The sequence below is a fragment of the Megasphaera sp. SC8-1 genome, from assembly GCF_024436295.1.
GTDB classification, from domain to species: Bacteria; Bacillota; Negativicutes; order Veillonellales; family Megasphaeraceae; genus Megasphaera; species Megasphaera elsdenii.
In genome coordinates, this window is sequence record NZ_JANFQH010000006.1 from 1 (window position 1) to 14,160 (window position 14,160).

Consider the following 14,160-nt stretch of genomic DNA (forward strand, 5'->3'; position numbering starts at 1 on the left):
AAGTGATAGTTTGTAGCTTGCACTTTGTAGTGCAAAACTCAAACTATTGAATTGATTGGTGTTATCCTCACACGAAAGTGTAAGCATAACCCACACTCTGGCGTTCATTCAGTTCATTGTTCAGTTTTCAAAGGTCATCGTTGTCGTCGTTTATCGCGGCGACTTGTATATCTTACCAAACTGTGAATACTTTGTCAAGAACTAATTTGAATCTTTTTTAATTCGTTTCGTCCGCTCCAGTACAGCTGGTTTCTATATAATACCATCTTCCCCGACAAAAGTCAATGGTTATTTTTCAGAATTTCAAAATAACGATGGATATGGCAGGCCAGGAAGACCGTGAATCGCTGTTCCCAATCGTTCAGGTCATAAGGGATGAGTTTTTCCGCCTTATGGATGCGATAGGCTACGGTATTGCGATGGGTATAGAGTTGGGCCGCTGTTCCCTTCAAGCTGCCGTCATGGCAGAGGTAGGCTTCCAGCGTTTCATACAGGCTGGACTGGTGTCCTTCATCGTAAGCCAGTAAGGCTCCCAGGGCCCGGTCATGAAGGACGTGCAGCACCTGGTCATCGGGCTGGGAAAAGAAGAGGGCATAAGCGCCGAGGGCCCCAAAATAGCACCAGGACTGCTGGTGGAGGCGCCCCCAGATGAGGGCCTGCTGCCCCTGGCGGCAGCTGTCCGGCAGGGCTTTTAAGTCAGGTGCCGTCACTCCCTGCCCCGTCACCAGCTGTTCATGGCCTTTGAGCCAGGCAACGAGAGCTGCTGGCAGTTCTCCCTGCAGGAGCAGGACGACGGTGTCCTTATAAGGAAATATAAAGTACGGCTGACCCAAGCCATTGAGAAAGGACTTGCTATCGGCTAAAAAAGACGCATCGGCATCGGCGCCGGCCAGGACCAGGGCCGTATACGGCCCCTCTTCTTTCCATCCGGTCAAGGCCAGTTCCGTCAGGACCGACGAGCCCTGGACGCCGAAGAGAAATTCCTTCCAGGCCGTAATGGCCCGGTATTCTTCGCGGTGGGTCAAGAAGAGGGACGACAAGAAGGATTGGGTAATGTCTGCCAGCCGCACTTCCCAGGGCAGGGTAAACAACGGGAAAGCCGCCGCATCACAGCGGTCCTTCAAGGCGTCCGTAATGTCCGACGCCAGGAGATATTTCCCCGTATTGACCACGAGTCCTGCCGCATCGGCCGCCAGCAGGGCGTCGACGAAGGCCTCCAGCCAGTGCGGGTCGCCGTGGCTGGCCAGGCCCGTCGTAAAGATGAAGGCATGGGGCCGCAAGAAAGTACCATAGTCCGCATCTTCCATGACCTGGACCCAGGCGACGTCATGGCTCAGCCCCTGACGGCCGGCCAGGAGTTCCAGTTTATATTTGTTTTCATCCTGTTTATAAAGCCGATCGATGGATAGAGACATCGGTCATCCCCCCACTCTTCTTGTGCTGCCAGCACAGTATCTCTCTTTTAACTTTGGTTCCCCGGCTCATTGCCGTTTTTAATCATTAAACGTATAATTTACGTATCATTTAAGTTTATCTATGTAAATTCTTTAGTATCAGCAAATTAACCTAAGATTTTACATTCTAATTGTCATAAGGGGGAGACATTATGTTAAAAGATGAATTACCGAAAATCGTTACCCAGACGGTTCCCGGCCCGAAAGCCGCTGCCGTATTAGCCCGCCGCCGTCAGGCCATTCCCGATGCCATCGGCACCATCTATCCGACGGTCATCAAACGCGGTGAAGGCGCTATGTTCGAAGACGTGGACGGCAACTATTTCCTCGATTGGGTCGGTGGCGTCGGTGTCTTGAACATCGGTTATTCTCAGCCGGAAGTCGTCAAAGCCGTCCAGGACCAGGCCGGTAACTATTTCCACGCCATGGCCAATATCGTCACCCACGAAGGCTATGTTGCCTTAGCAGAAAAGCTCAATGCCATCGCTCCCGTCAAAGGCGATAAAAAGCGGTCATTCTTCATCAACAGCGGTGCCGAAGCCGACGAAAATGCCGTCAAAGTCGCTAAAGCCTATACGAAACGGCCGAATATCATCGTCTTCTCCGGCGCCTTCCACGGCCGCACGCTCATGACCATGGCTATGACGGCAAAAAAAGCCTACGCCCGTGGCATGGGGCCTTTCCCGGACGGTGTATACCGTGCCGAATTCCCTTATCTTTACCGTAAACCGGCTGGCATGAGTGACGACGAAGCGCTGGAATTCTACATGAATTCCCTGAAGGAAGTCTTCATGTATTCCTCGCCGGCCGAATACGTCGCAGCCATTGTCGTCGAACCGCTCCAAGGCGAAGGCGGCTTCATCCCAGCGCCTATCCCTTGGATCAAAGCGCTGCGCAAAGTCTGCGATGACAACGGCATCTTGCTCATTGCCGACGAAGTCCAAACTGGCTGGTGCCGTACGGGCCGCATGTTGGCTACAGAATACTGGAAAGAAGCCGGCTGCCCGCCTGATATCATCGCCACAGCCAAATCTATCGGCGGCGGCGTTCCCCTCGGCGCCGTCGTAGCCCGCGAAGAAATCATGGAATCCGTCCCGGCCGGCGTCATCGGCGGTACCTTCGGCGGCAACGCCCTGGCCTGCGCTTCGGCTCTGAAAGTCATTGAAATCATGGAACGGGACCACTTGGCAGACCGGGCCCTGGAAATCGGCAAAAAAGTCTGTGCCCGCTATGAACAGTGGAAACAGAAATACGACGTCATCGGCGATTACCGCGGCTTAGGCGCTATGCTCGGCCTGGAATTTGTCCACGACAAAGCCGGCAAGGAACCCTATCCGGAACTGGTCACAGCCGTCATCAAGGAAGCTGCCCAGCACGGCCTGATCATGGAAAACTGCGGCATTTACGACAATGTCATCCGCTTCCTCTGCCCCCTCGTCGTCACCGACGCCCAGCTCGATGCCGGCCTGGATATTCTGGAACAGGCTATCCTTACCTGCACGAAATAATCAGTACTTCTCTCCCATGACATCGAGGGCGACCATAGCCATGGCCTTGGCGCCCGTCAATGCCTGCATCTTGCCCAGGTCGCTGCCCGCGGCTTGGGCAAATTCTTTGGTATGGGCATTGATGTCGTAGCCGATGCAGATTTCCGGCTGGCTGACCCGCGTGACCTGGCTGACATTGCCTACGTCCGTCGAGCCTTCGGCATAATCGTCGTCGCGGACGCCAAATTCTTCATAGAGCTGGTTGAAGGCGTCGGCAAAGTAAACGTCCATCTTGGGGTCATTGATCATATTTTTATAGAGCGGTTCATAATGGACCATTTCCACTTTCGCTCCGTGTGCGTCGGCGACGTCACGGGCGATTTTTTTTATGTCCGGCAGCATCTTTTCTTCCAGGTATTCCACCTTCAAGGCCCGGATAGTCGCTTTGAGGACGGCCCGGTCGGGGATGATGTTGGGAGCCGTCCCGCCTTCGGTGATGATGGCGCCGATGATATGGCGTTCGGTCAGGGTTTTTTCATAGGCTTTCAGGCGGCCGTAGAAATCGACGAGGGCGTCGAGGGCATTGACGCCGTGATAGGTGGCATCGGCCACGTGGGCTGCCTTGCCGAGGAAGGTGAACTGCAGGGGGTGCGTCGCATAAGACGTGCCGCCGATATACGTCTGATCCGTACCAGGATGGACGATGACCGCCGCTTCCAGGCCGTCGAAGACGCCGTGTTCGCTCATATAGACCTTGCTACCCACCGTTTCTTCAGCCGGACAGCCGTAGACATGGACCGTCGCCTTCGTACCGGCCGCTTTGGCAAAGGCCAGGGCTGCGCCGACGCTCATGGCCGCGATGAGGTTGTGGCCGCAGCCATGGCCGATTTCCGGCAGGGCATCGTATTCGGCCAAAAAGCCCATCTGGAACGGACCGTTGCCGCAGACAGCGTGAAAGGCCGTCGGAAAGGCATCGGCGACGGGATTGTCGATGGCAAAGCCGTGGTCCTGCAAGATTTTTTTCAGCGTCGTCGAAGCGAAGACTTCGTTCATGCCCGTTTCCGGGTGGTCGTGAAGGGCGTCGGCAATACCGTAGATGACCGGCTTCAATTCATCCACATAGTGGCAGGCCTGGTCTTTCAATTCTTTATATTCCATGGAATCCTCTCCTATTCAAATTACAGTAAAGTAAAGCGCACGCCGTCCAGCCGGGCTTCGAGGCCGGCCCTCTGCCCCAGGGGCAGCCAGGTGTTGTCGGCACCGTGGCCGAAAGGCAGGTCCATGACAGCCGGCTTGCCCCATTTCTTGGCATAAGCCCGCAGGACTTCTTTGACGGTCCATTCGTAAGGGGCCTTTTCTTCGGGGCCGCAGTGATAAAATTCGCCAAAGGCAATGGCCCGGACGCGGTCGATGAGGCCCGCTTCCTCGAACTGGCAGAGCATGCGGTCTAGCGCATAGGCATCTTCACCGACTTCTTCCAGGCAGAGGATGGCCCCGGCCGGCGGGTCGATGGCATAGGGCGTGCCCATGAGGACGGACAGGAGCATCATATTACCCCCGACCAGGGGACCCGTGACGGCACCGGGAACGAGCGTTTTCGGGGAACAATCCGGCGGCAAGGGCAATTCCCGCGCTTCATAGGGGTGCTGCAGGCCATAGGCGAACTGTTCTTTCGTATATTCCGAAGCATCGCGTCCGAGGGACATGACCATCGTCCCGTGGATGGGACAGAAGCCGCAACGCTGGAGGAAGGCCGTATGCAGGGCCGTAATGTCGCTGAAACCGACGAACAGTTTCGGGTGCGCCGCAATGAGGTCATAATCCAAAAGCGGCAGGATGCGCGTCGCGCCGTAGCCACCGCGCAGGCAGACGATGGCCTTGACGGTGTCGTCGGCAAAGGCGTCGTTGATATCGGCGGCCCGCAGCCTGTCGGGGCCGGCCAGATAGCCGTCAAAGGCGGATACGGATTTCCCGATTTTCAATTCATAGCCGAGAGAGCGCAGAAAGACGAGGCCCTTGGTCACATCGGCGCCGGCCAGGGTCGAAGACGGGGCGACGACGGCAATGGTGTCGCCAGGCTGTAAAGGGGCTGCATAGGTATACTCCATAAGGCTACTTCCTTTCTGTTTCATCGATATAGGCTTTCTTGAAGTCGACCAGTCCCAGCGGCGACCAGTGATAGCCTTTGATGTACGGCTGGGCTACATAGGGCTGGGTCGTGTAATACAAGGGGATGATGACGCAGTCGTCGAAGAGCAGCTGTTCCGCTTCATGGAGATAGGCCATGCGCTGGCGTTCATCGTTGCTGGCTTTGGCCTTGGCGATGAGGGCGTTGTAGGCCGGGTTGTGATACTGGGCGTCATTTTCGTCGTCGGCAAAGACGTCGAGGAAGGTCATGGGATCGATGTAGTCGGCGATCCACGAAGCCCGGGCCAGCTGATAGTCGCCTTGGGCACGGGTGGCCATGAAGACTTTCGATTCCTGGTTGGTGATATGGACGTCGACGCCGAGATTTTCTTTCCACATGGCCTGCAACGCTTCGGCGACGGCCTTGTGCATTTCATTGGTGTTGAAGAGGAGCGTCACTTCCGGCAGAGGATGCGAGTCGTCGTAACCGGCTTCTTTCAAGAACTGCCGGGCTTTAGCCGGGTCCTCGCTGATGAGGTTGCCCCCTTCCTTACGGAAATCGCGGCCTGTGGCCTTATCTTTCAGTCCCGGCGGGACCCAGGCATAAGCCGCTTCCTTTTCGCCGCGGACGATGTACTTCATCAGGCTTTCCCGCTGGACGGCCAGGGCAAAGGCTTTGCGGACGCGGACGTCGTCAAAGGGCTTTTTCTGGACATTGAAGACGTAATAATAGGCACCGAGATAAGGGGCGATCTTATAGAGGCCCAGCTTTTCCAGCCGTTCCTGGTCAGCCGGCGGCGGTTCGACAGTCATATTGGCTTGATTGCTTTCGACCAGGGTCAGGCGCGTCGCCTGGGAGTCACTGATGGGGAAGTCGATGTGGTCCAGGATGACCGAATCGGCATCCCAATAGCGGTCGTTCTTGACCAGCTTGATTTCGCTGGAATGGTTCCAGGATACGATTTTATAAGGGCCATTGCAGATCATGCCGTCGGCATCGGCAGCCCACGTATCGGGCTTGGCTTCGACGAGCTGGCGCGGCACGGGATAATAACAGTGGAAGGCCGTCAGGTTGAGAAAATATGGCGTCGGCTCTTTCAAATGGACGACCAGGGTCTGGTCATCGACGGCTTTGACGCCGACTTCATCGGCTGAGGCTTTCTTGTTGAAATAGTCTTCGGCCTTGTCGATGCAAAAGAGCATATAGGCATTTTCCGAAGCCACGTCGGGATCGACGACGCGCTTCCAGGAATATTCCAGGTCGCCTGCCGTAATCGGCGTGCCATCGCTCCATTCGATGCCTGGACGCAGGTGGAAGGTATAGGTCTTGCCATCGGGTGAAATGTCCCAGCTTTCGGCCAGGGCCGGCTGAGGGACATCGTCATCATCGAGGCGGGTCAGGCCTTCAAAAATCTGCAATTCCGTATTGCTTTCGACGAGAGCCGTCGTCATGGCCGGGTCCAGCCGCGACGGTTCCGCTTCCAGGACATAGCTGACCGTATCGGGATGTTGGATGCCGCAGCCGCTGAACAGGACGGCCGCCAACAGACAGGTCAGGAGTAAACATATCTTTTTCATCGTCTGCCCCCTCTCGCATGGTGACAGGCGACGAAACGGTCGTCCGAAACCTGTCGGAAATGAGGCACATCGAGGCGGCAGACTTCATCGGCATAGGGACAGCGCGGATGGAAGACACAGCCTTTCGGCAAATCGAGGGGGCTCGGCACTTCACCGCAGACGATGGTCCGGCGGCGGTAATGCGGGTCCGGCCGGGGCACCGAGGCGATGAGCATCTGCGTATAGGGATGGAGCGGGTCGTGGAAGACGGCGTCGCCCGGCCCCAGTTCGACGAGGCGCCCTAAATACATGACACCCATGCGGCGGCTCATGTGATGGACCATGGCCAGGTCGTGGGCTATGAACAAATAGGACAGGCCCCGTTCCTGCTGCAGGCGCTGCATCATGTTGACGATCTGGACCTGGACGGATACGTCGAGGGCCGAAATGGGCTCATCACAAAAGACACATTCCGGATCGACGGCCAGAGCCCGGGCAATGCCGATGCGCTGGCGCTGGCCGCCGCTGAACTCATGGGGATAACGCTGGGCCGCTTCAGGCCGCATGTCGACTTGTTCCAGTAAGGACGCCACGCGCTGGCGCCGCTGGCCGTCATCGGCACAGAGGTGATAGTTGCGCAAAGGCTCGCTGATGATATCTTCAACGGTCATGCGCGGGTCCAGCGAAGCATAGGGGTCCTGGAAAATCATCTGGACATGGCGGCGATAATCGCGGCCGACGGCGGCGTCAGAGACATCTTTCCCCTTATAAGAAATAGTGCCGCCCGTCTTGGCGTATAAGCCCAGCAAAGTCCGGGCGAAGGTCGACTTGCCGCAGCCCGATTCGCCGACGAGGCCGACCGTCTCCCCTTCACCGATGGTCAGGGACAAATCGTGGACGGCGGTCAGGACCTTTTTCGGCCGGCCCAGCCAGTCCCGCTGGACGACGAAATCCTTGCTAATATGTTTTGCTTCAATGAGGGTCATGGCAATGCCTCCTTTGCCGCTGCGGCCTGGGCCAGCCAGCACCGGTAGTAATGGCCCGGCCCGGCTTCTTCCCGCGGCGGGGCCGCTTCCATGCAGGCTTTCATGGCCCGGGGGCAGCGCGGATAGAAGCGGCAGCCCTGGGGCATGTGGAATAAGTCCGGTGCCTGGCCGGGAATCCCGGTCAGGGCCTTGTCTTTCTGGGATGGATCCGGCAGAGACGCCAAGAGGCCCTTCGTATAGGGATGGGCCGGGCGATAAAAGATATCGTCTGCCGTCCCCTCTTCGACGACGACGCCGGCATACATGACGTAAATGCGGCGGCACATCTGAGCGATGACGCCGAGATTATGGGAGATGAGGACGACGGCCATGCCCAATTCAGCCTGGAGGCGCTTGAGAACATCCAGGACCTGGGCTTCGGTCGTCACGTCGAGGGCCGTCGTCGGTTCGTCGGCAAAGAGGAGCCGCGGCGAACAGGACAGGGCCATGGCGATGAGACAGCGCTGGCGCATGCCGCCCGATAATTCATGGGGATACTGGTGGAGCCGCTTTTCCGGCGACGTCAGGCCGACGGCTTTGAGCAGTTCCAGGGCCTTGGCCTGACAGGCTTTGCGCCCCAGGTGCTGGTGCAGGGCAATGCCCTCGCAGAGCTGGGTCCCGATGGTCAGGACGGGATTGAGCGACGTCATGGGGTCCTGGAAGATCATGGCCATGTCGCGGCCGCGCAGGTGATTCATCTTCTGTTCCGACAGCGGCAGGACGTCGCGGCCATCCCAGAGGATCTGACCGCTCGTATATTCCGTCGCTTCTGCCGGCAGCAATTTCATGGCCGCCTGGGACGTGACGGATTTGCCGCAGCCCGACTCGCCGACGATGCCGACGGTTTCGCCGGGATTGACTGTGAGCGACACGTCATGAATGGCTTCCAGCAGGCCCCGGTAGGTATGGAAAGAAATGGTTAAATGGCGAACCTCTAAGAGTGCTTGCATCAGCGTCCCTCCTTCTGATTCTGCGGATCCAAGGCGTCGCGCAGGCCGTCGCCGAGGAACATGAAGCCCAGCATGGTAATGCACAGGGCCAGGGCCGGAAAGACGAGCTGGAACGGGAAGGAACGCATACTGTTGATACCTTCAGACGCCAGGACACCCCAGCTGGCCATGGGCGCCGAGACGCCGAGGCCGATGAAGCTCAAAAAGGCTTCCGTAAAAATGGCATCGGGAATGGACAAGGTCAGGGTGACGATGATCGGCCCGACGCAGTTGGGGATCATGTGGCGGCAGAGGATGTGCCACGTCGACGTCCCGCAGGACCGGGCGGCCATGACGTATTCCTGCTGCTTCAGGCTGAGGATCTGGCCGCGGACGATGCGGGCCATGTTGAGCCAGTAGGCAATGCCCAGGGCCAGGTAGATATTGAGCAGGCCCGGTTTAAAGACGACCATGAGCAAGATGACATAGAGCAGCATGGGAATAGAATAGAGGATATCGACGATGTGCATCATGATCTGGTCCGTCCGACCGCCAGCCAGGCCGGCAATGCCGCCGTAGATGACGCCGATGAAGACGTTGATCAAGCTGGCCACGAGGCCGATGGACAAGGAAATGCGGGCGCCATAGAGGACGCGGACCAGGAGATCCCGGCCCAACGAATCGGTGCCGAACCAATGGGCAGCCGACGGCCAGGCATTGGCAGCCGTCAAATCCTGGTCGGCATAGGTATACGGTGCCAGCCAGGGACCGGCAATGGCCAGGATGCTCATGATGACGACGATGGCCAGGCCCCATAAAGCCAGGCGGTTCTTCTTCATCTGCCGCCAGCCCCGGTCGCGCAGGGTCTGCGGCGGTACATACGGTTCCGTCCGGTCCGCAGCCGTAAGCGGTGTAAAATCCATCATCATCCCTCCTTCTTTCCATCTATGGTAATCCGCGGGTCCAAGAGCGGATAAATGACATCGATGAGCAGATTCATCATCATGATGAGGAAACTGTAAAAAATCGTAATGCCCAAAATGACCGTATAGTCGCGGTTATAGATACTGGTGACGAAGTGGCGCCCCAGGCCGGGAATGGCAAAGATCGTCTCGACGATGAAGCTCCCCGTCAAGAGAGCCGCCGCCAAAGGGCCGATGTAGCTGACGACGGGCAGCAGGGCGTTGCGCAAAGCATGGCGGCAGATGAGGGACCGCGTGCCGATGCCCCGCGACCGGGCCGTGCGGATATAGTCCTGTCCCAGGGCATCGAGCAGGCTCGACCGGGTCAGGCGCATGATGAAAGCTGTCGGCTGGGCTGCCAGGGCCAGGGCTGGCAGGATGACGTAAGCCGGCCCCTTCCACAACGCCGCCGGCAGGATGGGCCAGGTAAAGGCGAAGAGCTGGATGAGGACGGCCGCCAGGATGAAACTGGGCACGGAGACGCCCAGCGTGGCGCCGATCATCATGGCATAGTCTATCCAGGTATTCTTGTACCAGGCCGCCGCCATGCCGGCCAGGACGCCGGCGCCGATGGCCAGGAGCAGGCTGATAATCCCCAGCTGAGCCGACACGGGGAAGGTTTCGGCAATGATATCGTTGACGGTCTTGCCGGGATACTTATAAGACGGGCCCAAATCGAGGACGGCCGCATGGCGGACGTAGTCGACATACTGGGACCACAAGGGTTCGTCGAGGTGATATCGGGCTTCGACGGTCGCCATGACGGCCGGCGGCAGCTTTTTTTCCTGGGTAAAGGGGCCGCCCGGGATGGCGTGCATGAGGCCAAAGGTAATGGTAATGATCGCCCATAAGACGACACAGGCGCCGAGGAGGCGCTTTGCAAGGTAAATGGCCAATTCAGGTTCCTTCCTTTCCAAAATAGATACTATTCATTATAAGGCTCCCCTTCTGTCATGACAAGTTGTAATCCCTAAAAAGGCGGCGTATAATAAGAAGTTAGCACGTTAACAATGAACACGAGAAAGGTGATCGATGTGAACTGGAAATTCTGTTTAGCCATTCTAACCTGCAATGTCATCTTCATGTCTTCGAGCTATACCATGCTCATCCCCTTCCTGCCCATGTATCTGACCCGGGAATTAGGCGTCGATGCCGCTTCCGTCAATATCTGGTCAGGCGTCGTCTTTTCATCGACCTTCCTGGTCAGCGCCGTCATGGCACCTATCTGGGGGCGCATGGCCGACCGGCGGGGCAAGCGGCTCATGGCCATCCGGGCCAGCCTGCTCTTATCGATCAGCTACTTCCTCGGCGGCATCGTCACGTCGCCGCTGCAGCTGACCTTCATGCGCATGTTCCAGGGCTTCGCCTCGGGCCTGTGGCCCATGGAACTGGCCATCATGACCATTTATGCGCCGCCGAAGAAACTGGGCATCTGCCTGGGCATCATGCAGGGCGCCCTGACGGCAGGCGGCATCATCGGCCCCCTCTTCGGCGGTATCCTGGCCGAAGTCTTCGGCATGCGCATGTCCTTCTTCCTGGCCGCAGCCGCCCTGTTCCTGAACTTCATCGTCCTGGTCTTCTTCATCAAGGAACCGCCGACGGATACAGCCGGCGCAGACAGCGCCGCCGACAGCGAAGGGGATAAGGTCAGTCTCTGGAAGATTCCCGTCATCCGCCTGATGCTGGTCAGTGCCGCCCTGGTCCAGGTCGTCATCCTCATCGTCCAGCCCATCTTGACGACGTACATTTCCCACCTGGCCGGCGACTTGGACAACCTGGTCTTCATTTCCGGCCTCATCTTCTCGATGAGCGGTTTTTCCAGCGCCATCACGGCGCCGCTGTGGGGCCGCTTCGGCCAGCATCACGGCTTCGTCAAGGCCCTGCGATTGTCCCTGGTCCTGGCGGGGATCTTCTTCTTCGTCCAGGCCCTCCCGGACACGCTGTACACCTTTGCCGCCAGCCAGTTCGCCATCGGCCTCTTCTTCTCCGGTATCTATCCGTCGATCAACGCCATTTTAGCCGAAAAGACCAGTGCCAGCATCAAAGGCCGCGTCTTCGGCCTCATGTTCTCAGCCCAGCAGATTGGCGCCATGGGCGGTCCCATCCTGGGCGGCGTCATTGCCACCTTCCTGGGCATGAAATACGTCTTCTTGGCCGCCGGCGCCCTGCTGCTCTTCATCAGCCTCGCCGTCCAGCGCAAAGCCCGCCAGCTCCACGAAGCCTAGGACGGGCTTAGCCCCGCGTGCCGCGGTTGTGGGTGTAATTGGGCAGTAGCTTCGGCGACAAGATATCGTCGTGTATCCCCGCTGCTTCCCGTTCCTGGTCAAAACGGCGGACGTGGTCGAGGGTCCCCTTGCCGGGCTGGGCCGTCTGGCTGTAAGAAGCCGCTTCCATGCCGGCAATGCGGCCGAAGACGATGATGTCCAGGAGGCTGTTGCCCATGAGGCGGTTCGTCCCGTGGATGCCGCCGACGTCCTCGCCAGCTGCATAGAGGCCGGGGATCTTCGTTTCACTCTTGGCACCGATGCAGATACCACCGTTCTGGTAGTGCAGGGTCGGATAGACCAGGATAGGCTGCTTGCGGATATCGATGCCGAATTTTTCGTACATGTGGATCATGGCCGGCAGACGTTTTTCCATGGTCCCTTCGCCATTGATGAGGTCGACCATGGGCGTATCGAGCCAGACAGCCGGACCGTGGAGGGCGTAGATGCCCTTGTCCCGTTCCTGACATTCGCGGATGATGGCTGCCGCTACGACATCACGCGTTTCCAAGGGATGGAGGAAGGCTTCGCCGTTCTTATTGACCAGCATGGCTCCCAGGGAGCGGACCTTTTCCGTCACCAAGGCCCCGTAGATCTGCGGCGGGTAAGCCGCCCCGGTCGGATGATACTGAATGGCATCGGCATAGATGAGGGGCACGCCGGCGCGATAGGCCATAACCAGGCCGTCTGCCGTCGAGCCGTAGTGGTTAGACGTGGGGAAGCCCTGATAATGAAGGCGCCCGGCACCGCCCGTGGCGATGATGACGCTCTTGGCCCGGACGACGTGGTATTCGTGCGTATCGAAGTCGTAGAGGACGGCACCGGCCGCCTGCCCTTCCCCATCGAGGAGGAGTTCGACAGCCGGCGAATATTCGACGACGTCGACACCGGCATTGCGCACTTCATCGCGGAGGACGCGCATGATTTCGGCACCGGTATAGTCGCCGCAGGCATGCATGCGCTTGCGCGACGTGCCGCCGCCGTGGGTCGTGACCATGGAGCCGTCGCTGTCCTTGTCAAAGAGGACACCCAGCGAACTGAGCCAGTGGATGGCTTCCGGCCCGTGGAGGACGAGTTCGGCCAAGAGTTCCGGTTTATTCTTATAATGACCTCCGCCGATGGCATCGAGATAATGGGCCGCCGGCGAATCGTTTTCTTTGTCCGCCGCCTGGATGCCGCCTTCAGCCATGCCCGTATTGGCATCGCCCAGGCGCAGTTTCGTCGCCATGAGGACCCGGGCGCCGTGGCGGGCCGCTTCGATAGCCGCCGCGGCACCGGCACCGCCGCCGCCGATGACCAGGACGTCCGTCTCGAACTGGATGTGGTCCAGGTCGACATCGGCCGTATCCATGCGGCTCTTGCCCTGCAGGAGGGCTGCCAGTTCTTTCGGCACTTTATCGCCTTTGTTCGGGCCCGCCGTGAGGACGGCAAAACCTTCTTCATGGTAATCCGGGTGGTACTGGCGCAGGAGTTCCCCCTTTTCTTCAGCCGTGAAGCGCGGCAATTCTTCAGACAAACGGATATTCCGCGTAGCTTCGACCCGCGCCTGAGAAGCCCGCATTTCTTCTGTATAGATCATAGTGTCCCCCTATTTCTCGATATCCCGCGATTCATACAAGCGGTGCAATTCGGCGTCATCGGCTTCCATCAGATGCCGGACGTCGGCTGCGAACTGGCCTTCCTCGATGGCCTGGACGCGCTGTTCCAGATGCTTGCTCTTCTTGGCGATGTACTTGCCCATGAGGCGCCGCGCCAGGAGGCCGACGGCACCGTGACTGATCTTGGCCGGACAGCTGGCCGCACAGATATTGCAGCAGACACAGCGGAAGGATTCCTTGGCACAGCCGGCATAGTCACCGCGCTGGGCCAGGGCAATGTATTTCATGACCTGTATGCCTTGAGGGCAGTTCCGCGTACAGGCATTGCAATGGATGCAGTTGTAGATTTCCGGATAGAGCTGGCCGACGACGTTGCCGGCAACGGGCAGGTCTTCCATATCGTAATCCCGCTTCTTGATGGGGAACGATTCCAGGCGGCCGACGCACATGCCGTCTTCGACTTTCGTCTGACAGGCCAGGGCCGAATGGGTCTCCGTCTGGCCCTGCAGGCGGTAGACGACGGCACAGGCCCCGCAGAACCCGCTGCGGCAGCCGCAGCCCCGGACGAGGCGGAAGCCGGAATATTCCATGGCCCGCATGATCGTCAGATCTTCAGGGACCGAAAATTTCTTGCCTAATAAATAGACCGTTACCATTTTCATGATGAGAAAACTCCTTTGTGAATGAATGGCAAAAGGGCTTGTCGTACACGACAAGCCCTTTTTAAGTTTGACGTTGAAAGTTTGATGTTTGATGT

Annotated in this window: 12 protein-coding genes; 2 read left to right on the plus strand and 10 right to left on the minus strand. The window is 58.4% G+C overall.

Annotated elements, in window-relative coordinates; translation table 11 throughout:
• Positions 1-281: 281 nt before the first annotated feature.
• Positions 282-1,415 carry a PucR family transcriptional regulator ligand-binding domain-containing protein gene (locus NOS26_RS01375; RefSeq protein ID WP_255917183.1) on the minus strand — a complete coding sequence of 378 codons (1,134 nt, stop codon included), beginning with the start codon at positions 1,413-1,415 and terminating at the stop codon, positions 282-284.
• A 191-nt stretch (positions 1,416-1,606) separates the two neighbouring features.
• Here NOS26_RS01375 and NOS26_RS01380 point away from each other — a divergent pair, with 191 nt between their 5' ends.
• Positions 1,607-2,962 (plus strand): aspartate aminotransferase family protein, encoded by a 1,356-nt coding sequence (locus NOS26_RS01380; protein WP_255917184.1) that lies wholly within the window; start codon positions 1,607-1,609, stop codon positions 2,960-2,962.
• On the opposite strand, the gene NOS26_RS01385 is transcribed toward NOS26_RS01380, so the two are convergent.
• Genes NOS26_RS01385 through NOS26_RS01415 form a run of 7 tightly spaced genes read right to left on the minus strand, consistent with a single transcriptional unit; the run spans position 2,963 to position 10,437 of the window.
• A complete protein-coding gene (locus NOS26_RS01385) occupies positions 2,963-4,099 on the minus strand; it encodes an amidohydrolase (RefSeq protein WP_255917185.1) in 1,137 nt (378 codons plus the stop codon). It abuts the gene before it with no gap.
• Between the two features lie 20 nt (positions 4,100-4,119).
• A complete protein-coding gene (locus tag NOS26_RS01390) occupies positions 4,120-5,049 on the minus strand; it encodes an LD-carboxypeptidase (RefSeq protein ID WP_255917186.1) in 930 nt (309 codons plus the stop codon).
• A 4-nt stretch (positions 5,050-5,053) separates the two neighbouring features.
• Positions 5,054-6,646 (minus strand): peptide ABC transporter substrate-binding protein, encoded by a 1,593-nt coding sequence (locus NOS26_RS01395; protein WP_255917187.1) that lies wholly within the window; start codon positions 6,644-6,646, stop codon positions 5,054-5,056.
• The gene (locus NOS26_RS01400; protein WP_036202042.1) at positions 6,643-7,611 is read right to left on the minus strand and encodes an ABC transporter ATP-binding protein; all 969 of its coding nucleotides are present in this window, start codon (positions 7,609-7,611) and stop codon (positions 6,643-6,645) included. Before NOS26_RS01400 ends, NOS26_RS01395 begins: the two co-directional genes overlap by 4 nt.
• Positions 7,608-8,600 (minus strand): ABC transporter ATP-binding protein, encoded by a 993-nt coding sequence (locus NOS26_RS01405; RefSeq protein ID WP_204904935.1) that lies wholly within the window; start codon positions 8,598-8,600, stop codon positions 7,608-7,610. Before NOS26_RS01405 ends, NOS26_RS01400 begins: the two co-directional genes overlap by 4 nt.
• Positions 8,600-9,502, minus strand: coding sequence for an ABC transporter permease (locus NOS26_RS01410; RefSeq protein WP_014014978.1), 903 nt, complete (start codon positions 9,500-9,502; stop codon positions 8,600-8,602). The genes NOS26_RS01405 and NOS26_RS01410 overlap by 1 nt, the downstream gene beginning before the upstream one ends.
• A 2-nt stretch (positions 9,503-9,504) precedes the next feature.
• Complete coding sequence (locus NOS26_RS01415) at positions 9,505-10,437, minus strand: ABC transporter permease (protein ID WP_014014979.1); 933 nt, start codon at positions 10,435-10,437, stop codon at positions 9,505-9,507.
• Positions 10,438-10,551: 114 nt separating this feature from the next.
• Between NOS26_RS01415 and NOS26_RS01420 the strand changes: the two genes are divergently transcribed.
• On the plus strand, positions 10,552-11,766 hold the full coding sequence (locus NOS26_RS01420) for an MFS transporter (RefSeq protein ID WP_014014980.1): 1,215 nt from the start codon (positions 10,552-10,554) through the stop codon (positions 11,764-11,766).
• 7 nt (positions 11,767-11,773) lie between these two features.
• Here the strand turns inward: NOS26_RS01420 and NOS26_RS01425 are convergent, their stop codons facing one another.
• Positions 11,774-13,384, minus strand: coding sequence for an FAD-dependent oxidoreductase (locus tag NOS26_RS01425; RefSeq protein WP_014014981.1), 1,611 nt, complete (start codon positions 13,382-13,384; stop codon positions 11,774-11,776).
• 9 nt (positions 13,385-13,393) lie between these two features.
• A complete protein-coding gene (locus NOS26_RS01430; RefSeq protein WP_014014982.1) occupies positions 13,394-14,065 on the minus strand; it encodes a 2Fe-2S iron-sulfur cluster-binding protein in 672 nt (223 codons plus the stop codon).
• Positions 14,066-14,160: the final 95 nt, after the last annotated feature.